Annotated in this window: 25 protein-coding genes; 3 read left to right on the forward strand and 22 right to left on the reverse strand. The window is 66.1% G+C overall.

The genetic code is table 11. The features are described from left to right. Nucleotides 1-36: 36 nt before the first annotated feature. The 10 genes from CFB45_RS15910 to CFB45_RS15955 form a co-directional block, all read right to left on the reverse strand. The gene (locus CFB45_RS15910) at nt 37-3,255 is read right to left on the reverse strand and encodes an error-prone DNA polymerase (protein ID WP_089426374.1); all 3,219 of its coding nucleotides are present in this window, start codon (nt 3,253-3,255) and stop codon (nt 37-39) included. 6 nt (nt 3,256-3,261) lie between these two features. Continuing rightward, entirely contained in the window at nt 3,262-4,758 is a 1,497-nt protein-coding gene (locus tag CFB45_RS15915) for a Y-family DNA polymerase (protein WP_089426375.1), read from the reverse strand. Then, entirely contained in the window at nt 4,691-5,398 is a 708-nt protein-coding gene (gene imuA / locus CFB45_RS15920) for a translesion DNA synthesis-associated protein ImuA (RefSeq protein ID WP_089426376.1), read from the reverse strand. Before imuA ends, CFB45_RS15915 begins: the two co-directional genes overlap by 68 nt. Before the next feature lie 306 nt (nt 5,399-5,704). After that, nucleotides 5,705-6,499, reverse strand: coding sequence for an ABC transporter ATP-binding protein (locus CFB45_RS15925; RefSeq protein ID WP_011353261.1), 795 nt, complete (start codon nt 6,497-6,499; stop codon nt 5,705-5,707). A gap of 1 nt (nt 6,500) precedes the next feature. Next, the gene (locus CFB45_RS15930) at nt 6,501-7,397 is read right to left on the reverse strand and encodes an ABC transporter permease (RefSeq protein ID WP_089426377.1); all 897 of its coding nucleotides are present in this window, start codon (nt 7,395-7,397) and stop codon (nt 6,501-6,503) included. Nucleotides 7,398-7,536: 139 nt separating this feature from the next. Continuing rightward, the gene (locus CFB45_RS15935; RefSeq protein ID WP_011353263.1) at nt 7,537-8,502 is read right to left on the reverse strand and encodes an ABC transporter substrate-binding protein; all 966 of its coding nucleotides are present in this window, start codon (nt 8,500-8,502) and stop codon (nt 7,537-7,539) included. Between the two features lie 219 nt (nt 8,503-8,721). Beyond that, nucleotides 8,722-9,828: a fimbrial protein gene (locus CFB45_RS15940; RefSeq protein WP_089426378.1), complete on the reverse strand. Its 1,107-nt coding sequence runs from the start codon at nt 9,826-9,828 to the stop codon at nt 8,722-8,724. A 103-nt stretch (nt 9,829-9,931) separates the two neighbouring features. Further along, nucleotides 9,932-12,574: a fimbria/pilus outer membrane usher protein gene (locus CFB45_RS15945; RefSeq protein ID WP_089426379.1), complete on the reverse strand. Its 2,643-nt coding sequence runs from the start codon at nt 12,572-12,574 to the stop codon at nt 9,932-9,934. Nucleotides 12,575-12,783: 209 nt separating this feature from the next. Continuing rightward, nucleotides 12,784-13,527, reverse strand: coding sequence for a fimbrial biogenesis chaperone (locus tag CFB45_RS15950; protein WP_089426380.1), 744 nt, complete (start codon nt 13,525-13,527; stop codon nt 12,784-12,786). A 112-nt stretch (nt 13,528-13,639) separates the two neighbouring features. Then, the gene (locus tag CFB45_RS15955) at nt 13,640-14,230 is read right to left on the reverse strand and encodes a fimbrial protein (protein WP_089426381.1); all 591 of its coding nucleotides are present in this window, start codon (nt 14,228-14,230) and stop codon (nt 13,640-13,642) included. 619 nt (nt 14,231-14,849) lie between these two features. Here CFB45_RS15955 and CFB45_RS15960 point away from each other — a divergent pair. Then, nucleotides 14,850-15,158: a VF_A0006 family four-cysteine protein gene (locus tag CFB45_RS15960; protein ID WP_089426382.1), complete on the forward strand. Its 309-nt coding sequence runs from the start codon at nt 14,850-14,852 to the stop codon at nt 15,156-15,158. Between the two features lie 113 nt (nt 15,159-15,271). On the opposite strand, the gene CFB45_RS15965 is transcribed toward CFB45_RS15960, so the two are convergent. Both CFB45_RS15965 and CFB45_RS15970 read right to left on the reverse strand, forming a co-directional pair. Further along, on the reverse strand, nt 15,272-16,087 hold the full coding sequence (locus CFB45_RS15965) for a MetQ/NlpA family ABC transporter substrate-binding protein (RefSeq protein ID WP_089426383.1): 816 nt from the start codon (nt 16,085-16,087) through the stop codon (nt 15,272-15,274). A gap of 212 nt (nt 16,088-16,299) precedes the next feature. Beyond that, nucleotides 16,300-17,904, reverse strand: coding sequence for a methyl-accepting chemotaxis protein (locus CFB45_RS15970; protein ID WP_089426659.1), 1,605 nt, complete (start codon nt 17,902-17,904; stop codon nt 16,300-16,302). Between the two features lie 248 nt (nt 17,905-18,152). Here CFB45_RS15970 and CFB45_RS15975 point away from each other — a divergent pair, with 248 nt between their 5' ends. Continuing rightward, on the forward strand, nt 18,153-18,443 hold the full coding sequence (locus CFB45_RS15975) for a YciI family protein (RefSeq protein ID WP_069248921.1): 291 nt from the start codon (nt 18,153-18,155) through the stop codon (nt 18,441-18,443). Between the two features lie 151 nt (nt 18,444-18,594). Here CFB45_RS15975 and CFB45_RS15980 read toward each other — a convergent pair whose 3' ends face one another. The 5 genes from CFB45_RS15980 to CFB45_RS16000 are packed head-to-tail and all read right to left on the reverse strand — an operon-like array spanning nt 18,595 to nt 22,676. Continuing rightward, complete coding sequence (locus CFB45_RS15980; RefSeq protein ID WP_043187233.1) at nt 18,595-19,212, reverse strand: SCO family protein; 618 nt, start codon at nt 19,210-19,212, stop codon at nt 18,595-18,597. Between the two features lie 18 nt (nt 19,213-19,230). Continuing rightward, the gene (cyoE, locus tag CFB45_RS15985; protein ID WP_006477738.1) at nt 19,231-20,133 is read right to left on the reverse strand and encodes a heme o synthase; all 903 of its coding nucleotides are present in this window, start codon (nt 20,131-20,133) and stop codon (nt 19,231-19,233) included. Between the two features lie 8 nt (nt 20,134-20,141). Next, nucleotides 20,142-21,254, reverse strand: a complete 1,113-nt coding sequence (locus CFB45_RS15990; RefSeq protein WP_069248923.1) for a COX15/CtaA family protein — start codon at nt 21,252-21,254, stop codon at nt 20,142-20,144. A 24-nt stretch (nt 21,255-21,278) separates the two neighbouring features. Further along, nucleotides 21,279-21,905: an SCO family protein gene (locus tag CFB45_RS15995; RefSeq protein ID WP_089426384.1), complete on the reverse strand. Its 627-nt coding sequence runs from the start codon at nt 21,903-21,905 to the stop codon at nt 21,279-21,281. Nucleotides 21,906-21,965: 60 nt separating this feature from the next. Beyond that, the gene (locus CFB45_RS16000; RefSeq protein ID WP_256978254.1) at nt 21,966-22,676 is read right to left on the reverse strand and encodes an SURF1 family protein; all 711 of its coding nucleotides are present in this window, start codon (nt 22,674-22,676) and stop codon (nt 21,966-21,968) included. 84 nt (nt 22,677-22,760) lie between these two features. Between CFB45_RS16000 and CFB45_RS16005 the strand changes: the two genes are divergently transcribed. Then, nucleotides 22,761-22,970 (forward strand): twin transmembrane helix small protein, encoded by a 210-nt coding sequence (locus tag CFB45_RS16005; RefSeq protein ID WP_089426386.1) that lies wholly within the window; start codon nt 22,761-22,763, stop codon nt 22,968-22,970. Nucleotides 22,971-23,141: 171 nt separating this feature from the next. On the opposite strand, the gene CFB45_RS16010 is transcribed toward CFB45_RS16005, so the two are convergent. The 5 genes from CFB45_RS16010 to ctaD form a co-directional block, all read right to left on the reverse strand. Beyond that, complete coding sequence (locus CFB45_RS16010) at nt 23,142-23,999, reverse strand: cytochrome c oxidase subunit 3 (RefSeq protein WP_059233128.1); 858 nt, start codon at nt 23,997-23,999, stop codon at nt 23,142-23,144. A gap of 141 nt (nt 24,000-24,140) precedes the next feature. Further along, nucleotides 24,141-24,341, reverse strand: coding sequence for a DUF2970 domain-containing protein (locus CFB45_RS16015; RefSeq protein WP_089426387.1), 201 nt, complete (start codon nt 24,339-24,341; stop codon nt 24,141-24,143). A gap of 16 nt (nt 24,342-24,357) precedes the next feature. Continuing rightward, nucleotides 24,358-24,966, reverse strand: coding sequence for a cytochrome c oxidase assembly protein (locus CFB45_RS16020; protein WP_089426388.1), 609 nt, complete (start codon nt 24,964-24,966; stop codon nt 24,358-24,360). A 35-nt stretch (nt 24,967-25,001) separates the two neighbouring features. After that, the gene (locus tag CFB45_RS39025; RefSeq protein WP_017334314.1) at nt 25,002-25,142 is read right to left on the reverse strand and encodes a cytochrome oxidase small assembly protein; all 141 of its coding nucleotides are present in this window, start codon (nt 25,140-25,142) and stop codon (nt 25,002-25,004) included. A 69-nt stretch (nt 25,143-25,211) separates the two neighbouring features. Further along, nucleotides 25,212-26,819 (reverse strand): cytochrome c oxidase subunit I, encoded by a 1,608-nt coding sequence (gene ctaD, locus CFB45_RS16030; protein WP_069248929.1) that lies wholly within the window; start codon nt 26,817-26,819, stop codon nt 25,212-25,214. Between the last annotated feature and the right edge of the window lie 15 nt (nt 26,820-26,834).

The following is a 26,834-nucleotide window of genomic DNA, read 5'->3' on the forward strand; positions in this document are numbered from 1 at the left end:
CGCGTTCGGCGGCGCGCGCCGGTTGTGTCAGTGGAATCAGTGGAATTCGCGGCTCGACGTGCGCAGGCCGCCGAGCAGCGGCGTCAGATCCTCGAAATGCTGCACGACGAGGTGCCTCACGTCGCTCGCGACCTGCCACACGCCGGACGCGGCAAGCAGCCGCGAATCGAGGGTTTCGCGGCGCTGCCGCGCGAGCAGCTCGGGCCGGACGATCAGGTTCACACAGCCCGTTTCGTCCTCGAGCGTCATGAACATCACGCCTTTCGCGGTGCCCGGCATCTGCCGCGCGGTCACGAGCCCGCACGCGCGCGCGAGCCGGCCGTCGGGGCGGTCGTGCAATTCGGCCGCGGACGACAGCCGCCGCGCGCGCAGCTCGGGCCGCAGCAGCGCGACGGGGTGGCGGTTCAGCGTGAGGCCGGTGGTGTGATAGTCGGCGAGGATGTCGTCGGCTTCCGACGGCGCGCCGAGTGCGGGCTTCTCCACTTCGTCGATCGGCGCGGTCGCGAGCAGGTCGCGTTCGGGGGCGGCCGCAACCGCTTGCCATAGCGCATCGCGGCGATGGCCGGCGAGCGTCGCAAGCGCGTTCGCGGCGGCGAGCGCTTCGAGATCGCGGCGTTCGAGTTGCGCGCGGCGTGCGAGGGTGTCGACGTTGTCGAACCGGCCGGCCGTGCGCGCGGCTTCGATGCGGCGTGCGGCGGCTTCGCCGAGCCCCCGCACGAGCGACAGGCCGAGCCGCACGGCCGGCTGGCCGTGCGGCGGCGGCTGATCGGGCAGCGCTTCGAGCGATGCTTCCCAGTTGCTTTGCGTCACGTCGATCGGCAGCACCTGCACGCCGTGCCGCTTCGCGTCCTGCACGAGCTGCGACGGCGGGTAGAAACCCATCGGCTGGCTGTTCAGCAGCGCGGCGAGGAAGATCGCCGGTTCGTGACATTTGAGCCAGCTGCTGGCGTACACGAGATGCGCAAAGCTCGCGGCATGACTCTCCGGAAAACCGTAGTCACCGAAACCCTTGATCTGCTCGAAGATCTGCTCGGCAAACTCGGGCGGATAGTCGCGCTCCCGCATCCCGTCGACGATCTTGCTGTGATACTGCTCGAGATTGCCTTTGCGCTTCCACGCAGCCATCGCGCGGCGCAGCTCGTCGGCCTCCCCGGGCGTAAAACCAGCCGCGATCATCGCGATCTGCATCACCTGCTCCTGGAAGATCGGCACGCCTTTTGTACGTTCGAGCGCAGGCTTCAGATCATCCTTTGGATAACTGACTTTCTCGATCCCCTGACGTCGCTTCAGGTATGGGTGAACGGCCCCGCCTTGGATCGGCCCCGGCCGCACGATTGCAACCTCGATCACAAGGTCGTAGTAGTCGCGCGGCCTCAGACGCGGCAGCATCGACATCTGCGCGCGCGATTCGATCTGGAATACACCTACCGTGTCGGCACGACAGATCATGTCGTAAGTTTCGTCGTCATCTTGTGGAATGTCATCCATTCCGAATGGCCTATCGTCGTTGGGCCGTTCATCCCTCTTCGGCGGCCCGCGCCATGCGGTGCGCATGTCGAACGCGCGATGCAGCGCTGACAACATGCCGAGAGCAAGCACGTCGACCTTCATCAGTCCGAGCGCTTCGAGATCGTCCTTATCCCACTGAATCACCCGCCGTCCGTCCATCGCTGCATTCTCAACCGGCACGAGTCGCGTCAGCTTGCCGCGACTGATCACAAAACCGCCCGAATGCTGGGACAGATGGCGCGGAAAGTTGAGCAGTCGGGCAGCAAGCTCCGCCCATGCCTGAATGATGGGTGCGCTGGGGTCAAGATTGACCGACGCGAATTGTTGAAGCAGATCACGGCTGCCGTCAAACCAGCGATGTCCCTTTGAGACCCGCTCGATCAACATCGGATCGACACCGAGCGCCTTGCCTGTCTCGCGCAATGCACCGCGTGGTCGATATGTCGATACGGCAGCGGCGAGCGCGGCACGGTCGTGACCGTATTTCTCATAGAGATACTGAATGACTTCCTCGCGCCGCTGATGCTCGAAGTCAACGTCGATGTCAGGCGGCTCGCCGCGCTCGCGGCTGATGAATCGTTCGAACAGCAGCGTGCTGCGCTCTGGGTCTACCTCCGTGACACCGAGGCAATAGCAGACCACTGAGTTCGCCGCCGAACCGCGACCCTGGCACAGAATGTTCCGGCTACGCGCATAGGTGACAACGTCGTAGACCGTCAGGAAGAACGGCTCGTATTCCAAATCCTCGATCAATTCGAGTTCGTGCTCGATCAGCTTCTTCACTTTCTCCGGCACGCCTTTCGGATAACGCCGGTGCGCGCCCACCCCAACCTCCTGTCTCAGGTAGCTGGCCGGCGTATGTCCCGCTGGGACGAGTTCAAGTGGATATTCATAGTGCAAGTCGCCAAGTGAAAAATTGCACGCATCAAGAATCGCGCACGTCTCCGCAATCTCCTCCGGCGAGAACAGATTCCCGATCCGGTTCCGCCCACGCAAATGCTGTTCCGCATTCGGCGCAAGCGCATACCCGCACTCGGAAACCGGCATGCCGACGCGAATCGCCGTCATCACGTCCTGCAGTTCCTTGCACGAGCGCCGGTGCATCGTCACGTCGCCCAGCGCGACGACACGCACGCCGCGCCGCTCACCCGCCGCACGAATCTCCTCGCGTTGCGCACCGTCCAGCGCACGCTGCAGTTGCACGAGCCCGAGCCGCGCCCGCTCGCCGAACGTCGCGCGAAACCACGCGACCTGCGCATCGAGTACATCAGCACGCACCGGATACGTCGGCACGAGGATCGCGAAGCAATCAGGCATCCCGCGCAAATGCGCAAACTCGGCAGGCGGCGCCGACAGCATCCGCGACGTCAGCTTGTAAGTCCCCTTCGGCGACGCCATCCGCCGCCACGAAATCAGCTCGGACAGGTTGCCGTAGCCCTCGCGATTCTGCGCCAGCAACACGAGCCCGAACGCGCCGGGGCCCGGATCGTGGCCGGGCGCGACTTCATCCGGCGTGACGTCGAAATACGACCCGATGACGAGCGGCAACCCCTTCGCCTTCGCCGCGACGTGCATGCGCGGCGCGCCGGCAAGCGAGCATTCGTCGGTGATCGCGATCCCGCGATAGCCGAGCTCGACCGCACGCTCGACCAGTTCCTCCGCATGCGACGCGCCATGCAGGAACGAAAAGTTCGAACGGCAGAACAACTCCGCGTAATCGGGCAGCCAGCTGAATTCCGCAACCATCACCGTTCACCCGAACAGGCCGTGCAGGAACCAGCGCGGCTCGGCCTCGCTCCCCGCCCGCTCCTTGAACACCCAGTAGCACGCGCCGGCCTCGTCCTGCGCGACGCAGTAATCGCGCGCAGCGAGCTGACCGTCGAACCACCCGGCCTCGATCCGCTCCACCGACGACATCATCCTCAGCGGCGTATGAAATACCGGCCGCTCCCCGCGCATCAACAGCGGCAGCGGCTCCGCCAGCAACCAGGCTGGCCTCGGCGGCACGGCGGGCGGCCCGGGAGCCGGCTTGCCGGCCTGCGCATCGAGCGGCAGCCAGCGATTCGCGGCCTCGGGCCGGTGATCGGCGACGGGCGCCGCGCGCAATACGTTGTCCGCGCCGAGCCGCGCGACCAGCAGCTCGAACAGCCGCGCGCGCGTCTCGCGCGTGCCGCCCGGCTCGGGGAAAAGATCGTCGGCCGGCGGCGCGACCGATTCGACGCGCGTGGCCTTCAGCCGCACCGCAATCACCGCAGCCGGCAACTCGACGCGCGCGAGCCGCTCGCCGAGCAGCCGCATGAAATGCGCCTCGTCACGCACGGGCGACGCGAACGCGAGCTCGAGCGGCGTCGGCGGCACGGCCTGGCGGCCGCGCTCGTGTTCGAGATCGAACGTCATCGCGGCCAGCGACAGGTGCCGCGCGGCCAGCCAGCCGCACAGCTGCACGACGAGCCGCCGCGCCACGAACAACACGGCTTCCGCGTATTCGACGCGCTCCTGCAATTCGAGCCGCACGTCGAACACGGGCGGCACCGCCATCCACGCAAGCGGCTCGACCGCGTCGCCATACGCACGATCGAGCGCGGCCAGCAACGCGGGACCGCAACGGCGCTGCAGCCCCGCGCGCGGCAGGCCGCGCAGATCGGCGAGCGTGCGGCAACCGAGCCCGTCGAACCAGCCCGCATACGGACGCGCATCGGGCAGCAGCACGCAGGGCAGCCGGTCGAGCGCGCGGACAAGCGAGGCCGGGCTCGCGACGCGGCGCCGGATGCGCGCGCGGGCCGACACGCGCGCGAGCAGCCACGCGCCGCCCCCGGTCGGCGCGGCGGACAGGCGTGCCGCATAGCCGAGCGCCGCGAGCGTCGCGCGCACCTGGCGGCACAGCGACGGCAAGCCGCCGAACAAGCGCAGGCTCGGGCCGACGTCGACGAGCAGCGTGGCTTCGTCGCCGAGCGCGACGCACGGCGAGAAGCGCAGCAACGCGAGCGCGACCGCGCGCAGCGCATCGGCCTCGCGCGCGGGATCGCGTTCGACGAGCTGCGTGTGCGGCGCGAGCGTGAGCACGCCGCCGCGCTTCATGCCCGCGCGCACGCCCTGCCGGCGCGCGGCCGCGTCGGCGATCAGCACGACACCCTGCTCGAGCACCGCACTGCCTGCGCTGCCGGCCTCGCCCGCCTCGCCGTCAGACGGAAGCGCGACGCACACGTCGAGCGGCAGGCGCGGCAGATGGATGCCGAGCAAGACGCGCATAGCGGCTCTCCACGATGGGCGACGGCAGGTCGAGCACGAGCGGCTCGCTGCGGGCGGGGCCGCGTCGCTTGACGATGTCGAGCGACACGCCGCCCGGCACCGGGTACAGCGCAACGCGCAGCACGGCCGGCGACGGTTGCCGCTCGGCCGACAGCGGGCGCAGCATCACGAACAGCGTGTCGCCCGTGCGCGCGGCCGCGAGATGCAGGCGCCGCAGCGCATCGGGCCGCGCGTCCTGCCACAGCAGCAGCGCGCCGCAACAACCGGTCTTGAGTGCCTGCTCGGCGGCCCACAACGCATCCGCGTGGCTGCCGGCACGCAGCCACAGCAGCGCGTCGGCCGGCACGCCGAGACTGGCGAGCGCGGTCGCATGCGGCGACTGCGGCGGCGCGACGAGCGCGAGCGGCCGCCGGGCGCTGACGGTGCGCGCGAGCGCGGGCGCGAGCAGCCGCATCTCGCCGCAGCCCGGCTGCGCGGCCAGCAGTTCGACGAGCCCGCCGACCGGCCAGCCGCCGCCAGGCAGCTCGGCCGACAGCGACGCGAAGCCGGTCTCGATCGTGCGCGGGCCGCCACGCGCGAGCTGCGAGCCGCGCCACAGCGACGGATGAAGGGATTCGGGAGAAATGGAGGATGCGAGCATGATGCCACCCACAACTGTATGGATATACAGTATATGGCAATGCGTCCACGCCGCACAGTACTGGTACGAAACCGGTATTTCGTCAGATGAAAGACGGGTGAAAAGCCGGCAGGCCCACGCCATGACGGCGGGTCGCCCCCGGCATCACCGGCTCGCACCGCCCGGACGCCCGCCACACCCCTCGGGCGCCGACGCGGCGCATGCGAACCGAAGCGCGCAGCCGGGCCGAACCGAGCAGAGCCCGGCCCGGCCGGCCAACCGGCACGATGCGCACCCTGCACACCGCGCCGGTCCGCCAGCTGCCCGTCAGCCGAGCAGCAACGCGTCGTCGTCGAGCTGCTCGTGCCGCACCTTCTCGAACATCTGCAGCAGGTCCGGCACGTCGAGCCCCTTGCGCGCGTCGCCCGACACGTCGAGCACGACCTGCCCCTGGTGCAGCATCACCGTGCGGTCGCCGTAGTCGAGCGCCTGCCGCATGCTGTGCGTGACCATCATCGTCGTCAGCTTGCTCTCGGCGACGATGCGCGCGGTCAGCTCCAGCACGAACGCGGCCGTCTTCGGGTCGAGCGCGGCCGTGTGCTCGTCGAGCAGCAGGATCCGCGACGGCCGCAGCGACGCCATCAACAGGCTCACCGCCTGCCGCTGGCCGCCTGACAATAGCCCAATCCGGTCGGTCAGCCGGTTCTCGAGGCCGAGGTTCAGCAGCCGCAGCTTGTCGCGGAACAGCTCGCGCGACGGCCGGTCGAGCGCGGCCCGGAAGCCGCGCCGCGCACCGCGCGCCATCGCGAGCGCCATGTTCTCCTCGATCGTCAGCGCCTCGCAGGTGCCGGCCATCGGATCCTGGAACACGCGCGCGACGAGGTGCGCGCGATCCCACGCGGCCTTGCGCGTGACGTCCGTGCCGTCGATCGAGATGCGTCCCGCATCGACGGCCTGGTCGCCGCTGACCGCATTGAGGAAGGTCGACTTGCCGGCGCCGTTCGAGCCGATCACCGCGACGAACTGGCCGTCGGGAATTTCGAGCGACAACCCGCGCAGCGCGCGCGTCTCGATCGGCGTGCCGGGATTGAACGTGAGTTTCAGGTCTTGTGCGGACAGCATGTCAGACGCCTCCGTTCTTGCGCGCGAACAGCTTCTTGCGCGTCGCCGGCAGCACCAGCGCGATCGTGACGAGCGCCGCCGTCACGAGGTTCAGATCCTGCGCCTTCAACCCGATGAATTCGCTGTTGAGCGCAAGCGCGATGAAGAAGCGATAGACGATCGCGCCGAGCACGACGGCGAGCGTCGTCAGCACGAGCCGGCGCGCCGGCAGCAGCGTCTCGCCGATGATGACCGCGGCCAGCCCGATCACGATCGTGCCGATCCCCATCGAGATATCCGCGCCGCCCTGCGTCTGCGCGAACAGGGCGCCCGCGAGCGCGACGAGCGCGTTCGACAGCGCCATCCCGGCGAGCGTCGCACGGCCGGTCGCGATGCCTTGCGCGCGCGCCATCCGCGGGTTCGCGCCGGTCGCGCGCATCGCGAGGCCGAGCTGCGACGAGAAGAACCAGTCGAGGCCGAGCTTCGCGACCACGACGACGATCGCGAGCAGCGCCGGGCGCAGCACGTAGTCGGGCATCCAGTCGGGCTGCAGCACGGTGAAGATGGTCGGCTCGGTGATCAGCGGCACGTTCGGCCGGCCCATGATCCGCAGGTTCACCGAATAGAGCGCGATCATCATCAGGATACTGGCGAGCAGGTCCATGATCTTCAGGCGCACGTTGAGCCAGCCGGTGATGAAGCCGGCCACCGCGCCCGCGACGATCGCGATGCAGGTCGAACTGAACGGGTCGTAACCGGCCGAGATCAGCGTCGCGGCAACGGCGCCGCCGAGCGGAAAGCTGCCGTCGACGGTGAGGTCGGGGAAGTTGAGGATGCGAAACGAGATCAGCACCCCGAGGGCGACGAGGCTGAAGATCAGACCGATCTCCAGCGCGCCCAGAAACGAGAACAGAGACATGATGGGGAAATCCTGTTGCTTCCCGGCCGGACGTGTACGGCCGGGCGAAGCGGACGGGCGGCCCCGGGTGGGAGCCGCCCGTCCGGCGGTGTCGTTCAGGCCCGGATCGGGCCTGCAAGCGCGGCGGTCGGGCCGCGGCTTACTTGATGACCGTCTTCGCGTCCTTGAGCAGATCCGGCGACAGCGTCACACCCTGCTTCGCGGCCGCGCCCGTGTTCGCGAACAATTCGAGGTTGCTGCTCGTTTCCGATGCGATCGCGCCCGGCTTCTCGCCCTTCAGGATGCGCGCGACGACCTTGCCCGTCTGACGGCCGAGGTCGCCGTAGTTGATGCCGAGCGCCGCGATGCCGCCGCGCTTCACGCTGTCGGTGTCGCCGGCGACGAGCGGGATCTTCGCTTCGTTCGCGACCTTCACGAGCGCTTCGTACGCGGACACGACGTTGTTGTCGGTGTTCGTGTAGATCACGTCGACCTTGCCGATCAGGCTCTTCGCGGCCGGGCCGATGTCGACGGTACGCGGCGCGGCCGCTTCCTTCAGCGTCATCCCCTGCTTCGCGAGGATCTCCTTGAGTTCCTTCACGACGACGACCGAGTTCGCCTCGCCCGGGTTGTAGACCATCCCGACCGTCTTCGCATTCGGCACGACGCGCTTGATCAGCGCGACCTGGCGATCGAGCGGCAGCTTGTCGGATACGCCCGTCACGTTGGTGCCCGACGGGCCCCAGCCCTTCACGAGCTGCGCGGCAACCGGATCGGTCACGCCCGAATAGACGACCGGCACGCTCTTGGTCGACGCGACCACCGCCTGCGCGGCCGGCGTCGCGATCGCGACGATCACGTCGGGCTGGTCGCCGACGAACTTGCGCGCGATCTGCGCGGCCGTACCCGTGTTGCCCTGCGCGCTCTGGTATTCCCACTTGAGCTTGTCGTCGCCGTAACCTTCCGCCTTCAGCTCGGCGCGCACGCCGTCGCGGATCGCATCGAGCGCCGGGTGATCGACGATCGACAGCACCTTGACGGTCTGGGCGTGCGCGGCACCGGCCAGCGCGAGTGCAGCCACGCCGGCCGTGATCGAACGGATCGCGAAAGTCTTGAAACGCTTCATGGGTGTGTCTCCCCCGTATTGTGTCGGTTCTGGATGATGGATTCCCGCCGCCGTCGGGCGGGCGCCGCCATGCGTACGACGTGCTGGCGAGCGGCCCGCGCACGCTCCGGGAAAGCGTGCAGCGGCGAACGCACGAGGATACCATTTCCGCAGACCACCGCCTGACGCCATACTTTCACGCGCCACGCCGGATCGCGGCGCCGGGCGACCGATTCCGCGCTACTGATAAGAGAACGTGATCGTGCCGAGTGCTTCCACGATGCCCGGCGTAATCTTCTCGGCCGTCTTGACATATCTCGCCTCGAACGGCACCTGGATCATCGTGTTGGCCGTGGTGGAGCGTCCGACCAGCCACTGGTTCGTATTGCCCTTGGCCGACGAGTCGGGACCAAAACGCAACGGCGTATCGGACCCTTTTTTCAGGATCTGAATCCCGATGCCCGAAGCCCCCGACCCACGGCCAAGGCTCAGCACGTTGCTCGTATTCGCGGGATTCGTCACGTCGCTCAGGGTCGCGTAAATGCTCAGGTCCGCATCGCACCGCAGATCGAACGAGAATGGCGCCGACTTCGCCGTAGCGACATCGCCGACCGCTTTCAGGCTGCCGGAATAGAGGCTAGGCAGCGTCACCGTTCTGGACGTGCCGGACGTGATCTTGCACGTTCTGGCCGTGACGGTCATGCTCGTCGCGCTCAACGGCGTCGACGCACTGCTGCCCGGCAGCAAATTCCCCTTGTACTTCAAGCGGAAATTGAAGAGCACCTGCCTTCTGGATGTATAGGAGCCCGTCGCGAGAGGCCCGACAGAAACATACGTCACCTTTGCGTTAAGCAGGCTTTTATCGATTGGAGGGATCGGTACCGACGTAGCGTCCGCGCCGATCGCAACCCATGCCCCGCCTGAATAGTCCGCAACCTCCACTGCGTATCCCACGCCAGGTATTCCCGATTCGAAAACGGCAGCGACTGCGCCGGTGCTCGTTTTGTATGTCACATTCGGGATGAGCACACCAGCCGGGCTGACGACGTACTCGTCATACATGCATACCGTACCGACGCTGTTGGCGACCCGTGCAACCATCGCTAACCCAATCGTGGACGATGGAAATTGAGTGCCGAGAAGCGTTCCGTCCTGTGCCACGCTGAGCGTAGCCGGGAGTGACGGCGAAATGCTTGACGCATGGCTGCTCAGTTCGCAAGTGGCAAAGGCATACCCGGACCAGAGCAGCGGGCACAGCATCAAAAGGCGCGCAAACCTCGCCGCCGCCGTGGCACGCCTCGACGACCGTCGCGTGACGCCGTCGGCGCCTGCATTTGTCCACTTCATATACGTTCCTGTCTGGTTTTGACCGACTGCCGGTGCGTCGACTTCCGGCGAGCCATGAAGCCGGCCCGGTCCGATAAATGGATAGCGGCGCGTCTCGACGGCATCAACGCGCCGCGCTCGTCTTCGCCGCACAAACACCCTTGAACTGCTCGAAGGCCCGGGCCTTGTTGCGCCCTTGCCGGACCGGCAGGTCGTACGCGATGCGGCAGCCCGACACGCCATCGTCGCCCCACTTCACCGTGAGTTCGCCCTTGTCCTTCAGGCCGCGTGCGAAGATCCTGCTCGCCTGACCGACGACGCCGAGGCTCTTGCCCGTTTCGTCGCTGACCGCCGCACCGAACGGCAGCGGCGTGCCGTCGGACCGAGTCGCCTGGATCACGGCCGCGCGCCCGGTGTCGGTGTCGAACTTGAGCAGCGGGACGGCGCCGGCGCGCGGCGCGACCTGCTGGCTGGTTTCCTTCAACTCGACGTCCATCGAGATGCCCTTCGGGTCGAGCTCGACGGTATTCATGTTGTACGGCGTGAGGTAAGGCACGACCGCATAGCCGCGGCTGTCGACCCGCACACCGGACGCATTCGTGACGCGCGCGCCTTCCGCACCTTTCGCCTCGACGATGCCGAAGGTCTCCGACAGCGGCTGCGACAACGTGATGCCACCCGGGTGGGCGACCGCCGCGCCGCGAATGCCGATCGAACCCTGCTGATAGTTCGAACTGCCGCCGGCGCTGAGATTGAACTCGGCGAAGCGCGCGCGGTACGTGAGGCTGCCGCTGCCGTCGGTGCTCGCATTGCCCTGCCCATTCGTGTGGTTCGCGGCAAGGCTGTACGACAAGTCGTTGTCCACGCCGAGCGAGCCCGACAGCATCGACTGCAGCTGCGTGCGGCCCTCGGTATCGCGCGTCATGTTGCCCGTCAGCATCATCGGGCTGGACTTGCCGAGCGGAATCGACACGCTCGCGTAGTACAGCGTGCTCGCCTGGTTGCCCTGGCCGCGCTGGCGTGTCGCCGACAGGCTGTACGACACGTTCCTGAACGCGTTGTTGTACCCGACGGAGTAGTTGACGTCCGAGCCCGCGCGATTCCAGTAGTTCGACGCCGACGCGGTCACGCTCAGCTGCCCGCCCTTCTCGCCGAGACGCTGGCTGACCATCAGCGACGCGCGATTGCGCTGCCGCCCGACGGTATCCACGGAATAGCCCATGCGGACCGCATCGCGCGCGCTCATCGCGTCGTTGAGGTTGAAATAGCCGTTCGTCGAATAGCGATACGCGGCGATCGACACGTCGGTGCCGGTCGGTGCGACGGACTTCGAATAGCTGACCCGCAGGCTCGATCCGCTGAAGCGTTTCACGCCGGGAATCGACGTGGTGGCCTGCGTGAAGTCGACGCCGACCGCGCCGAATCGCGTATTGAACGCGCCGCCCGCCATGGCCGACGCGTAACCCGCCGCGACCGTGAGGCCGCCATAGGCGGTCAGCAGGTTCGTCAAGCCGCGCTGGTAGGTGAGCTGCGCGAACAGCGGGTTGCTGGTGTTCTGCTGGCTGCGCAGCGCACCCGCGACGAAGCTGTAGCGCTGGATGCCGGGGCGCAGCGACAGCGGGACCGACGCATAGGGCACGGAAAACGTGTGCACCGACCCATCCGCCTCGGTGACGGACACGCGCAGGTCGCCGCCATAGCCGGTCGGATACAGGTCGCCGATCTCGAACGGCCCTGGCGAAACGGTCGTTTCGTACAGCGTCACGCCGTTCTGGCGAATCGTCACCTTGGCGTTCGAGTTCGCGACGCCGCGCACGACCGGCGCATAACCGCGCAGCGAGTCGGGCAGCATCCGGTCGTCGCTCGACAGCCGCACGCCCCGGAACTGCGTCGAGTCGAACAACTCGCCGGACGTGAACGTCTCGCCGATCACGAGCTGCGAAGACAGCGACGGCAGATCCCGCTGCAGGTAGGTCGCAATATCCTGATAGCTGCCGCCACCACGCTCGGACCACGCGTACGAACCGTTGTGACGGAAATGCCAGTTGCCGACGTTGACGCCGCCGTTCAGCCCGAGATAGCCCTGCGTGTCCGCGCGGCTGCCCTTGACCTTCGCGCTGTAGACGTTCAGGTTGTAGTCGAGCATGCCGACGGGCACGCCGTCGTTCCATTGATCGGGGCTGACGTAGCCGCGCGCGCGGTGCGCCAGCGATGCCTGCGGGATGCTGAGCGCCAGGCGCTGTTCGTTGAAATCGAACGACGCGCTCGCCTCGGGCACGATCTGACCGATACGCAGGCATTCGCCCTTGGCCGTGATCGCCGCCGCGACGTCCGCGGGCAGCCTGGCGAAGTCGATGCCGATCCGGCGCAAGACCTTCTCGTCGAAGCAGGGCTGAGCTTCCGGCGTGTCCGGCGCGGCCTTGAACGCGATGTCGTAACGGCCTACCCAGTCCTGGCCGACGACGAGGTCGACGCCATACGTGCCCGGCGCGGTGAAGTTGCCGCGCTCGAAGTGCTTGATGTCGATCGCACGGCCGTTGCCATTGTTCACGAAATCCGGGTCGAACTGAACCTGCGCGAACTGCGTCTGTGCGAGGTCGACCTGCGCGACCTGCATCGTCATCGAATCGCCAGGCGCGGAATTGCCGGCGTCCGCGCGGCCGTCAGCCGACCACGCGGCGAGGCAGGACAGCACCAGCATGCACATCGGTTTGAGCCGAGGCAGGCAGGTTACGTCCGGGCGAGGATGTCGGATCGACGGGGTCATTCCGCAGGACTCCTATTGATAGTGAACTGGATTCGAATGCGAGAGCATTGGCGCTGCCGCTCAGCACACGCGGAAAGCGGTGTCGATCCGGAGGTGAAATCTGACGTTGAATCGACGCAGGCTGCCGTTGAATCGGCGAACGTACGTGGACGTGAATGCCGCGTCAGCCGGCTGGCCAATGGCCCTGGCAGGCCGCAGCCCGGCCGGCACTACCGCATCGCAACGGGTAGCTCGTTGTTGGTCGACGCACCCCAGTCGTTGATGCTGCCGAACCGTACTTTCGCGTCCGGCGCCGGCGGAGCCTTGAGATCCGCAACGGGAAATTCCTGCGTGCCGCCGGGCAGGATATAGCCCGCACCGGCGTCGTATTGATGTGCGCCCGATCGGAGTTGGACGCTGCCGATATTGACGACGTAAGGCGTCGGGTTGCTCGCCTTCAACGTATAGCGGCCCGCCTGGCCGCGCTCGATCTGCCAGCGAATCTGCGCCGGCGCGTCGTGTGCCTTGCCCGGCAGACCTTGCGGGCGAAACATGATCTTGACGCGCGTCCGGAACGCGACCTGAAGCTGGTTGTGAGCGTCGCTCGACGCAACCTTCGGCGGAATTTCCAGCACGTTGAGCCAGAAAAGCGATTCCTTGTCGGCGGGAAGCGGCTCGCTCGTATACATCAACCGCAGGGTTTGCCCCTTGTTCGGCTCCAGGCGGAACATCGCGGGCGTGAGCACGAACGGCGCGTCGATGGTGTCAGGCGATGCGTTCGCGTCGCCCTTGTCGATCCAGGCCTGGACCAATGCCGGCGCCGAACCTTCGTTCGACAGCTTGATCGTCACCTCGCGCTCGCCGCCCGGAAAGATGACGCGGGTCGCCGAAATCACGACGCTCGCGCTGGCTTGCGAAGCGATCAGGACGGTGGCCAGTGCGATGGCCTGGAGCGATTTGATGATGGCATTCATGATGACTCGGGCGGATTTCTAATCGTTGTGGCCGACTGGCGGATCGGAGTGGCGGCGTGCGAAGCCCGCCGCCAGGCCCGCCGGCGGGCGGGCCTTCGGGTAAGCGCAAGACTTACTCGTAGGCGACCGTGTACTGAACCTTCGAATTCGCCGAACCGCCTACTGCCGCGCCCGTCGCCAGGTACTCGGCAAAGAAGTTCAGCTGGGCGGAACCGTCCGAGCCGATCGAGACGACCTGCGAGTTCTGGTCCGGTGCGTTCGCGCCGACCTTGATCACGTTTTGCTGGTCGTTGAGGATCTGCAGCACGACGTTCGTCGCCGCAGGCGCCTCGGCCGTGCCCTTGTCGAGCGACAGCTTGCCGTCGGCCGTCACGTTCGTGGCGTTCTCGAACGTAACCTGGACCTTGGTGGGGTTGCCCTTCGACTCGGCGGTATCCACCGCGCAACCCGTCAGCTTGAAACCGAAGGCGGTGCGGCCAGCTACCGAGCCGGCCGCGTTCAGCGCGCCGGTACTGACCGTCGGCAGGGCAACTGCCTTGTTCGACGTGGTGCCTGCCGCGGCACCGTCGATCTTGCAGGTTGCCGCGGTTACGTTGCCGGTGAACGTGATCGTGCCGTCTGCCGCGTGGGCGGCCGACATCAGACCGAGGCCCGCTACGGCCAGAAGCATCGAAATGACTTTGGTGCTAGTTGCGAGTTTCATTATGTTGATCTCAAAAAACGGTTATTGACGATATGAAACGCGCATTCATCATTTCATGAACTTGTATTTAAATTGACGGGGCGCGATTCAGGCATCATTATTTATTTTCCGCCGATGGCCCGCCATCTGACAAAGTATGGAAGTGGATCCAAAAATAATCGGACAAGTACTAAAGTTGTCTCATTCAGATGGCGAATTCGTTTGTTCAGACAAATAAAACGACCATTCCACTAGGATTTATCGCAAGATCTGAGCTACGGCGATCCGACCTCGCCGAACGTTCGGCATGCCTGGATCCGGCGTGACGGAAACACGTGACGGGAAATCAATCGATACCGTCTAACAAATGACAACGACATTCCCATATATCGCCTCGCCTGCCCGGAAAATTTTTTAGATAATTTTGTTTTTATATTTCCTCGGTTGGCGCACGACATTCCACTTCAGTCCTTCTTTCGCGCCGGTGAAGCATCGACGCCTCTTGCGTTGCGCGTCGCACCACCGATAAGGCCACACGGGGCAGGCCCGCTTCGTACCCGACCTCGGCACAACCCGTCGGCCGTCATCGCCGCTTTACGTTATGCTGTCGACCGACCCAATCCACGCCATTGGAGAGCACATGAATCGGGCGATCCGAGCCATCGCATTCGCGGCCATCGCGCTGGCGCCGCCGGGCGCGGCATTCGCGCTGACCGACGGCTATGCGCAATACGACGACTGCATGCTCAATGCGCTGCGCGAAAGCCGCAACGGCGCGGCGGCGCAGCTGATCCAGCGCTCGTGCGACGCGCTGTATCGCAACAACGCGATGCTGCTGCCGCGCGAGCGGCGTTTTCACGAGTGCGTCGTGCAGTCACTGCCGGGCGTGCGAGACAACTATGCGATCCAGCAGATCATGTCGATCTGCTCGCGGCGCGGCGAGATGTGAGCCGGCGCTAAACGCCGGTCGCCGTCGCACCGTTGCGTGGCGGCCGCACCAATGAAAAAGGGCCTGCGCGATGCAGGCCCTTTCGTTTCAGCGGTCCGACCGGTGTGCGTCGCTCAGAACGACGCGACCATCGAGCCCTTGAACTGCTTCTTGATGAATTCCTTCACTTCCGGCGACTGGTACGCCTTGACCAGCTTCTTCACCCACGGCTGATCCTTGTCCTTCGCGCGCACGGCGATCAGGTTCGCGTACGGGCTCGTCAGCGATTCGAGCGCGATTGCGTCCTTGGTCGGCTGCAGGTTCGCGGCGAGCGCGTAGTTCGTGTTGACCACGGCTGCGTCGACGTCCGACAGCACGCGCGGCAGTTGCGCGGCGTCGAGTTCGGAGATCTTCAGCTTCTTCGGGTTGTCGGCGATGTCGAGCACCGTCGCGTTGTTGCCGCCCGTGCCGGCGCCCGTCTTCAGCTTGATCAGGCCCTGCGTCTGCAGCAGCAGCAGCGCGCGGTTCTCGTTCGACGGATCGTTCGGCACCGCGACCTTCGCGCCTTGCGGCAGGTCCTTCAGCGCCTTGAACTTCTTCGAGTACACGCCCATCGGCGAGATGTAGGTCAGGCCCGCGCTGACGAGCTTGTAGCCGCGCTGCTTCACCTGGCTGTCGAGGTAGGGCTGGTGCTGGAAGCTGTTCGCGTCGAGGTCGCCCGAGTCGAGCGCCGCGTTCGGCTGCACGTAGTCGTTGAACTCGATGACCTTCACGTTCAGGCCTTCCTTCTCCTTCGCGACCTTCTGCACGAGCTGCCACACTTCCGAATCCGGGCCGGCGACCGTGCCGACCTTGATCACCTTGTCTTCGGCGTGCGCGCCTGCCGACAGCGTCAGCGCTGCACCGGTGGCCAGCACGGAAAATACCTTCAGGAGACTGCGACGCTTCATCTGTTTCTCGCTTTCTTGCTTACTGGATGACTGAAAATGGGGCGCGATACGGGTATGCCCCGACTCGCAGGAAGGGGCAAATGGTGTCACAGGATCGGCGGGAAGTGAAATACATCCCGCTCATATGGGTATGCACCGCAGCGGTGCTGGCAGGGGTGGCGCGACTCGGCCGTTAGTTGCATTTGTGCGAGTTGCGCATCGGCCCGAGCGCGTTACGCCACCGCCGCCCGGTCGGCCGCCTTCGTTTCGAATGCAGGCTCGCCCATCTGCCCGCCGACCCGGAACGCGCCGACCGTATCGCGCAGTCTCGCGGCCTGTTCCTGTAGCGACGCGGCGGCCGCAGCGGCCTCCTCGACGAGCGCCGCGTTCTGCTGCGTCACCTGGTCCATCTGCGTGACCGCGCGCCCGACCTGCGTGATGCCGCTCGCCTGCTCCTCGGATGCCGCCGCGATCTCGCCCATGATGTCGGTCACGCGCGCGACGGCCTGCAGGATCTCGCCCATCGTCGTGCCGGCCTGGCCGACCAGCGTCGACCCGTTGCGCACGCGCTCGACCGAGTCGACGATCAGCTCGCGGATCTCCTTCGACGCCGTCGCGCTGCGCTGCGCGAGCGAACGCACTTCGCCCGCGACCACCGCGAAGCCGCGGCCCTGCTCGCCGGCGCGCGCGGCTTCGACCGCCGCGTTCAGCGCGAGGATGTTGGTCTGGAACGCGATGCCTTCGATCACGCCGATGATGTCGGCGATCTTGCGCGAGCTGTCGTCGATCTGGCCCATCGTGCCGATCACGCGGTTCACGACGTCGCTCCCCGTGCGCGCGATCTCCGACGCGCTGTTCGCGAGCCCGCTCGCCTGCCGCGCGTTGTCGGCGTTCTGCTTCACGGTTGCGGTCAGCTGCTCCATGCTCGCGGCGGTTTCTTCCAGCGAGGCGGCCTGCTCCTCGGTGCGCTGCGACAGGTCGTCGTTGCCGGCCGAGATCTGGCGGCTCGCCGACGCGATCGATCCGGCCGACTGGCGAATCCCGCCGATCGTCGCCTGCAGCCGTGCCTGCATGTCGTGCATCGCGGCCATCATGCTCGTGCGGTCGCCCGCCCGCACGGGCACCGGCTGCGTCAGGTCGCCCTGCGCGATGCGCGTCGCGAGCGCGGCCGCTTCGTCGGGCTCGCCGCCGAGGCTGCTGCGCACGTTGCGGATGATCACCAGCATCGCCACGCTGATCACGAAGCCGATCACGAACACGACCGCGAGGTGGCCGAGCAGCGTCCGGTAGTAGATGGTGTCGATGTCCTTCAGGAACACGCCGCTCGAGATGTTCCAGTCCCACGGCGTAAATCGCGTGACGTAGCTGATCTTCGGCACGGCGGTCTCGCTGTGCGGCAGGCGCCCGCGGTACTCAGCGAAGCCGCTGCCGGTTTCCTTCGCGGCGTTCAGGATCGTGACGAACAGCGGTTTGCCGTCCGGGTCGAGATAGTCGCCGACCTGCGTGTTGACGAGCTTCGGTAGCGTCGGATGCATCAGCACGACCGGCTTCGAGTCCATCACGAACACGTAGCCCGAATCGCCGTAGCGCATCGCGGCGAGGCTCGCGAGCGCGTCGCGCTTCGCGTCGGCCTCCGGCAGCGTACCGCTCTGCGCGAGTGCGTGGTACGCCTTCACGATGCCGGCCGCCGAATCGACGAGATTCGCGATGCCTGCCTTGCGTTCGGCGAGCATCGTCGCGCGCGTCTCGTATGCGCTCCATGCGCCGACGCCCAGGAGACCGATCCATACCAGCGCAAGCGCGAGCCACAGCTTGCGGTTCAAACTCATTCTGCTCATCTGCGTGCCTCTGTCGATGTCGATGCGCACGCTGCGCGCGAACGGCCCGCCGCGCGCAAACGCTTGCCCATTCATTTACGGCACCGAGGCTTACAACTTGAATACGGCCGGCGCCGCGAACCGGCGATCGACAGGCCGCCCGCGCCCCGCGCCGCACCGCGACCGCCGGCGCGACAGTCCGCATCCCCTGTGCTAAAAAGACCGGCTAGCCGGCACACGAAGAGCCGGCGCCATTCCGAGGGCCACCCATGTACGTCATCGACATTCACTACACCGCATCGCTCGAGCGCATCGACGACGCGCTCGAACGCCATCGCGCATTCCTGCAGCCGCAATTCGACAAGGGCATCTTCATCGCAGCGGGGCCGAAGGTGCCGCGCGAAGGCGGCGTGATCCTCGCGGCCCGCATCGATCGCGACGAGCTGGACGCGATCCTGAAGACCGATCCGTTCGTCATCGAGGGGCTCGCCACGTATCGCGTGACGGAATTCCGGATCACGCGTGCCGCATCCGGCTTCAACGTGCCCGCGCTGCCGTAACGCGACGCCTGCGCGACATCTGCACGATACGCGCGCAGGCCGACACGCCGCCCGACGGGCGGCGCATGCAAACAACGAAGAGAGAGGGAAAACGTGACGGCGCGAGGCGGCCGTCACGTGATCGCCGGGCCGGGCGCCCGGCGGCTACTGGTCAGTCGACCAGCAGCTTCAGGTCGTGGACCCACGGGCCGGGGCCCTGGCCATCGCGCACGAACAGGCGCAGCTTGCCGTCGCGGTCGAACACGTAGCTCGCGGCCGTGTGATCCATCGTGTAGCTGCCGGGCGTCTTGCCGGGCACCTTCGCGTAGTACACGCGGAAATCCTTCGTGACCTTCTTGAGTGCCGCTTCGTCGGCCGGCCGCAGGCCGATGAACGACGGATCGAACGCGGGCACGTACTGGCCGAGCAGCGCCGGCGTGTCACGCTCCGGGTCGACGGTGACGAACAGCACCTGCACGCGCTTCGCGGCATCGGGCCCGAGCTGCTTCAGCGCTTCGGACAACTCGGCCATCGTCGTCGGGCACACGTCCGGACAGTGCGTATAGCCGAAGAACATCACGACGGCCTTACCCTTGAAGTCGGCGAGCGTGCGTACCTTGCCGGCCGTATCGGGCAGCGAGAAGTCGCTGCCGAACTGCGTGTTGCCGGTGATGTCGAGATTCTGGAATTTCGGCGCGTTGTCGCATCCGGCGAGCAGCAGCGCTGCCGTGAATGCGCATGCGAGCATCCAGCCTTGGCGCGCGCGGCGCCCGAACCGTGATTGGAGCATTGCGTTCAAACCGTGCGGTTACACGCCGAGCAGCGGGCGTGCATAGTGATCGACGAGCAGCGCGGCGAACAGCAGCGACAGGTAGACGATCGAGTATCGGAAGGCCTTGCGGGCGAGTTCGTCCGAGTAGTCGCGATGGATCTTCCACGCATACGCGAGGAACACCGCGCCGAGCAGCACCGCGCTCGTCAGGTAGACGGCCCCGCTCATCCCGGAGATGAACGGCATCAGCGTGACCGCGAACAGGATCACCGTGTACAGCAGGATGTGCAGCCGCGTGAACTTCTCGCCGTGCGTGACGGGCAGCATCGGCAGCCCCGCGTTCTCGTAATCCTTGCGGCGATACAGCGCGAGCACCCAGAAATGCGGCGGCGTCCACACGAAGATGATCAGCACGAGGATCCACGCGTCGCCCGGCACCGCGCCGGTGACCGCGGCCCAGCCGAGCGCCGGCGGCATCGCGCCCGATGCGCCGCCGATCACGATGTTCTGCGGCGTCATCGGCTTGAGCAGCAGCGTGTAGATCACCGCGTAGCCGACGAAGGTGGCGATCGTCAGCCACATCGTCAGCGGGTTCGTGAACGTATAGAGCGTCCATGCGCCGACGCTGCCGAGCACGGCCGAGAACAGCAGGATCTGCGGGGTCGTGATCTCGCCGCGCGCGGACGGGCGCCACGCGGTGCGGCGCATCATCGCGTCGATCTTCTGTTCGACGAGGCAGTTGATCGCGAACGCGGCGCCGGCCAGCAGCCAGATGCCGACCGTACCGCCGATCAGCACGTGCCACGGCACCATGCCCGGCGTCGCGAGGAACATGCCGATCACCGCGCAGAACACCGCGAGCTGCGTGACACGCGGCTTCGTCAATGCCATGTACTGCGAAAACCGGCTACCGGGCGATTGGGAGAGGGTGCTTTGCATGGGGGCGGTCACGCCGGGGCGGCGTCGCGCACAGGCTGCGCGACACGGCCGGGGCGGCTTGAAAGGATGCGAAAGTTTAACATGACGACGAGCAGCAGCAGGATCGCGGCCCCGCCGTTGTGCGCGACGGCGACCGGCAGCGGCCACTGCAGCACGATGTTGGTCAGGCCCGTCACGAACTGCAGCAGGACCACCAGCAGCACGCCGTTCGCGGGCCGCCGCAGCGACTCGAAGCGGCGCATCTTCAGCGCGAACGCGACCAGGTAGGCGACCACCACGAACGCAAACGTGCGGTGCGTCCAGTGGATCGCGACCAGCGCGTCCTGCGTGATCGCCTCGCCGTCCTTCGTCATCCCGAGCGCGCGCCACAGGTGGAAGCCGTGCTGGAAGTCCATCGGCGGGATCCACTGGCCGTTGCAGGTCGGGAAGTCGGTGCACGCGAGCACCGCGTAGTTGGTGCTCACCCAGCCGCCGAGCGCGATCTGCACGACCAGCAGCACGAGCGCCGCGAGCGCGGCCGCGCGATAGCGGCCGGCTTCGGGGTCATGCGACGGCAGCGGCGTCTGCCGCGCCGCGAGCCAGCCGAGCGTGCCGAGCAGCGTGAGGCCGAGCAGCAGGTGGATCGTGACGATCACCGGCTGCAGCTTCATCGTGACCGTCCACGCGCCGAACGCGCCCTGCACGAGGATCAGCAGCAGCAGGCTCGTCGGCCACCACGGCGACACGTGCAGCGGGCGGCGGCGCAGCCGCGCGGACCACGCGATCACGACCTGCGCGATGATCAGCACGCCGATCGCCATCGCGAAATAGCGGTGGATCATCTCGATCCACGCCTTCGACATGCTGACGGGGCCCGTCGGCATCGCCTGGTGCGCGGCCGTGATCGCGGCATGCGCGATGAACGGCGACGACGTGCCGTAGCAGCCGGGCCAGTCCGGGCAGCCGAGCCCCGAATCGGTCAGCCGCGTGAAGCCGCCGAACATCACCAGGTCGAGCGTCAGGAAGGTGGTGATCCACACCAGCTTGCGAAACTTGTTGTCGTCGGCCTTCACCCACACGTACGACAGCGGCAGCAGCGCGATGCAGAAGCCGATCAGGCCGAGTTGCAGTAGATACGCCATCGGTTCAATGCCTCTCGTGTTGCGTTAGCCGATGCTCGACCACTTCAGCAGCTTCGTCACGTCCGCCTTGATCTTGCCGGGGTTCGGATCCTTCGGGAAACGCATCATCAGGTTGCCGTTCGGATCGACCATGTAGAGGTGGTCGCTGTCCTTCGTGCCGGCGTCGGCCGGCAGCCACGCGGCCACCGCGGCCGGATCGGCGACGAGCCGGCGCGTGTCGGGGTACGCGTCCAGCACCTTCTGCGGCATCGCGCCCGCATCGCTGCGCAGCCACACCATCGTGAGCCGGTGCCGCTCGCCCGCCTGCGTGACGCGGATCTGGCGCATGAAATAGAGCTTCTTCGCGCAGGCCTCGTCGCACGCGCTGCTGTCGGTCATCACGAACAGCCACACGCCGCGCAGCGACGACAGCGGCACGGTCTTGCCGGTTTCGTCGGTCACCTGCAGATCCGCGGGGATCGGGCGCTGCGGCTCGATCAGCGTGCCGTAGTTGGTCGAGCCGCCCTTCGGCTTGATCACGTAATAGGTGAAGTACGACGCGATCATCGGCGCGGCGCACACGAGACCCAGCAGCACGAGCATCCAGCGGCCGCGCTTGCGGGCCGCCGGCGACATCGGCGCAGCGGCCGAACCCTGACGGGGAGATTGCATGGACAAATCAGACCTCTCGAAACGAACCCGCGGCGCGAGCGCCGCGTCCTGGCATGGCGCTCATGCGCCGGCCGACTTCTTCGCCGCACGCCGCGCAGCGTACAGGCCGAAGCCGAGCGCGGCCGCCGCCATCGCCCACCACTGAAACATGTAACCGTAATTGCGCTCGACGCCGGTCGTCGCCGCCGGCCAGTCACGCACGAGCTTGTCGCCGTCGTCGCTCGTCTGCTGGATCACGAACGGCTGCAGCGGCAGCCCCGTTTCCTTCGCATACGCGGCGACGTCCAGGTTCTGCCGGATCTTCTGGTGCGCCGCCGACCCGCCTTCGCCGAGCTCGAACGCCCGCGACGCGTCGGCGCGCGCGATGCCCACGATCTCGACGTCGCCCGCGGGCGTCGCGAACGGCTCGATCGCCGTGCGATCGGCGATATTGCGCGGCAGCCAGCCGCGATTCACGAGCACGACGCCGCCGCCCGTGAGTTTAAACGGCATCACGACGTAAAAACCCGGCTGGTCGTTATACGGCCGATTGTCGAGGAACACGGCCTGCTCGGGCAGGAAGCGGCCTGTCGCACGCACGCGATGGAACTCGATCGACGCGAGCGGCATCGGCCGCGCGCCGACGTCGACGGGCGGCGCCTGCTCGTAGCGCGCGATGCTCGCCTGCAGCGCTTCCTTCTGGTGCGCGCGGTCGCGCTGCCAGAAACCGAGACGGATCGTGACCGCGACGACGACGAGGATCAGCAGCGCGGGCAGCCAGCGGATCTTCATCATGCGGCCCGCCCGGCACCTGCTGACAAGCGAAGTGCGATAATTATCCTCTTCCTTTCGAATTGCCGTCGTCCGGTTCGTGTCATGCACATACTCGTTCCCATCGCCTTCGTCCTCATCATTGCCAGCATGGGCTCGGCGCTCTACTTCATGATGCACGACCGCGGCCACACGAAACGCATGGTCTGGTCGCTCGCCACCCGCGTCGGGCTGTCGGTGTCGCTGTTCCTGCTCATCCTGATCGCGAACGCGATGGGCTGGATCCATTCGACCGGCCTGCCGATCGGGCGTTGATCGATTCGCCGCCGCCGCCGCTGTGACATTTCGCCGCACGGCCGCGGCACCAAGCAAAAGCGCCGCCTGACTGAGTCGCGGCGGCGCCCGAGGGGTGAAGGCCGGCAGTCACGCTGCCCGGCCGACCCAATGAAAACGGCCCGCGCATTGCTGCGCGGGCCGTTGTTCCATTTACAGCCAGTAGACGACGACGTACAGGCCGAGCCAGACGACGTCGACGAAGTGCCAGTACCACGCGGCGCCTTCGAATGCGAAGTGGTGATCGGGCTTGAAGTGACCGCGGATCATCCGCACCAGCACCACCGCGAGCATCGTGCCGCCGAGGAACACGTGGAAGCCGTGGAAGCCGGTCAGCAGGAAGAACGTCGAACCGTACACGCCCGAGTTCAGCGTCAGGTTCAGTTCGTTGTACGCGTGGTAGTACTCGAAGCCCTGCAGGAACAGGAAGCAGATACCGAACGCGAGCGTCGCGGCCAGCCAGGCGATCGCCTTCTTGCGATGATCGTCACGCAGCGCGTGGTGCGAGATCGTCAGCGTCACGCCCGACGACAGCAGGAATGCGGTGTTCAGCGTCGGGATCGGCCACGGGCCCATCGTCTTGAAGTGACCGGCGAGCGCGGCGGGGCCTTCGTTCGGCCACACGGCGGAGAAATCCGGCCAGATCAGCTTGTAGTCGAGGCTGCCGAGCTGGTGCAGCGCGATTTCACGCGCATAGAACAGCGCGCCGAAGAACGCGCCGAAGAACATGACTTCCGAGAAGATGAACCAGCTCATGCTCCAGCGGTACGATTTGTCGACGTTCTTGCCGTAATGACCGCCTTCCGATTCGGCGATCGCGTCGCCGAACCAGTGATACAGCGTGAAGAGCAACCACAGCAGGCCGAGCAGCGCCGTAAACGGCGCCCAGTCGTGACCGTTGATCCACAGCGCCGCCGATCCGAGCATGACCAGCAGGCCGATGGCCGCACTGATCGGATGGTGCGACGGATGCGGCACGAAATAGTACGGGGTCTGGTTTTGACCGCTCATGCTTGATTCTCCACTTCTGTCCAATTTGTGTACCGGAAACCGCTCCGGCTTTATTTCTTGCGCGGCGTGACCACCACCGCTCCTTCCTGCACGCGCCGCCGTGGCGCCGCGCACTGCATTCTTCTTTCGTGGCCGCGGGCTTCAGCCCACGACGGCACGCACGACCAGGATCAGCACGCCGATGAACAAACCGGCTGCCAACAACGCGACGATCAGCACGTGCAGCGGATTCAGCTGCGTCGCGTCGGCCTCCAGGTCACGCCGCTTGCGCACCCCGAAAAACGACCACAACACCGCTTTCAGCGCCTGGCCGAACGACCCGCCCCGCTTGCCCTCCGTCATCGCTCCGCCTCCGTCGTCATGCGTCCGGCTTCGCCGCGCCCTGCGCCGCGGTCTTGCCCGGCGCGGGCGCCGGCGTGGCCGGCGTATTCAGCTCGAAGAACGTGTACGACAGCGTGATCGTCTTAACGTCCTTCGGCAGTTTCGGATCGATCACGAACACCACCGGCATCTTGCGCGACTCGTTCGCGGCCAGCGTCTGCTGCGTAAAGCAAAAGCACTCGATCTTCTTGAAGAACTCCGTCGCCTGCTTCGGCGCGTAGCTCGGAATCGCCTGCGCAACGACCGGCCGGCCCTGCCCGTTCGTCACGTCGTACACGATCGTCATCAGCTCGCCCGGATGCACGTCGAGACTGTTGTGCTCCGGCTTGAAACCGAGCGGGCCGCGCGCGTTCGCATCGAACTCGACCGACACCGTGCGGCTATAGTCGACCTGCGAGTTCTTCACCTCGCGCTCGCTGACATCGCGCTGCACCAGGTTGTTGATGCCGGTGATCTGGCAGATCGCCCGATACATCGGGATCAGCGCGAAGCCGAAACCGAACATCAGCCCGGCCACGACGAAGAGCTTCACCAGCATCGAACGATTGAACGCGCGATCGACGGCGCCCTCTTCCGGCTTCGACATACGACAACTTCCTCGCTACTGCGTCTGTTGCTGCATCAGTGAGTGGACAGCCACCACTGCTTGATCACGACACCCACAAAAAAAACGGCGGCGATGACGAGCAGGGTGAGGCCGAGCCGCTTGTTGCCCGCGCGGATCTGCTCGGGCGTTCGTCTTTGTTGTGGATTCCGGTTCATCTGAAACTTCGGTTCGGCGCCCGCCGCGCCTGCCTGCGCGGCAGGCAGCGGCGGAACGCACGGTGAAACTTACTCGACGTGCGGCGGTTGCTCGAACGTGTGGAAGGGAGCCGGGCTCGGCACCGTCCACTCGAGGCCTTCCGCGCCATCCCACGGCTTGTCCGACGCCTTTTCCAGCTCGCCGCCGCCACGGTAGGCCGGCAGCGCGACCGCGAACAGGAAGTACACCTGCGCGAGGCCGAAGCCGAATGCGCCGATCGTCGCCACCTGGTTGAAGTCCGTGAACTGCGCCGGGTAGTCCGCGTAGCGACGCGGCATGCCTGCGAGACCGACGAAGTGCATCGGGAAGAACGTCAGGTTGAAGAAGATCATCGACGCCCAGAAGTGGATCTTGCCGCGCGTCTCGTTGTACATCCAGCCCGTCCACTTCGGCGCCCAGTAGTACCAGCCCGAGAACAGCGCGAACAATGAGCCGGCCACCAGCACGTAGTGGAAGTGCGCCACCACGAAGTAGGTCCCGTGATACTGGATGTCGAGCGGCGCCATCGCGAGCATCAGGCCCGTGAGGCCGCCGAACGTGAACACGAACAGGAAGCCGATCGCGAACAGCATCGGGGTTTCGAACGTCATCGAGCCGCGCCACATCGTCGCGAGCCAGTTGAACACCTTCACGCCCGTCGGCACCGCGATCAGCATCGTCGCGTACATGAAGAACAGCTGGCCGGTCACCGGCATGCCCGTGGCGAACATGTGGTGCGCCCAGACCATGAACGACAGGATCGCGATCGAAGCCGTCGCGTACACCATCGAGCTATAGCCGAACAGCGTCTTGCGTGCGAACGCCGGGATCACCTGCGACACGATCCCGAACGCCGGCAGAATCATGATGTACACCTCGGGGTGGCCGAAGAACCAGAAGATGTGCTGGTACATCACCGGGTCGCCGCCGCCTGCCGCGTTGAAGAACGACGTGCCGAAGTGGCGGTCGAACAGCACCATCGTGATCGCGCCTGCCAGAACCGGCATCACGGCGATCAGCAGGTAAGCCGTGATCAGCCACGTCCACGCGAACATCGGCATCTTCATCAGCGTCATGCCCGGTGCGCGCATGTTCAGGATCGTCACGACGATGTTGATCCCGCCCATGATCGACGATGCGCCCATGATGTGAACCGCGAAGATCGCGAAGTCCATGCCCGGGCCCATCTGCGTCGACAGCGGCGCGTACAGCGTCCAGCCGGCGGCCGTCGCGCCGCCCGGCGCGAAGAACGAACCGACCAGCAGCACGGCCGCGACCGGCAGCAGCCAGAAGCTGAAGTTGTTCATCCGCGCGAACGCCATGTCGGACGCGCCGATCTGCAGCGGAATCATCCAGTTCGCGAAGCCGACGAACGCCGGCATGATCGCGCCGAACACCATGATCAGGCCGTGCATCGTCGTGAGTTCGTTGAAGAACTCCGGACGCATGATCTGCAGGCCCGGTTCGAACAGCTCGGCCCGGATGGCGAGCGCCATCACGCCGCCCGACAGGAACATGATGAACGAGAACAACAGGTACAGCGTACCGATGTCCTTGTGGTTGGTGGCGAACAGCCAGCGACGCCAGCCGTGCGGCATTTCGTGCGCGTGGTCGTCGTGCGCGTGGTCCGCGGCTACGTCGTGCCCGATGCTAGACATGAGAATCTCCTAATG

It is taken from the genome of Burkholderia sp. HI2500 (genome assembly GCF_002223055.1).
Taxonomy (GTDB): Bacteria; Pseudomonadota; Gammaproteobacteria; order Burkholderiales; family Burkholderiaceae; genus Burkholderia.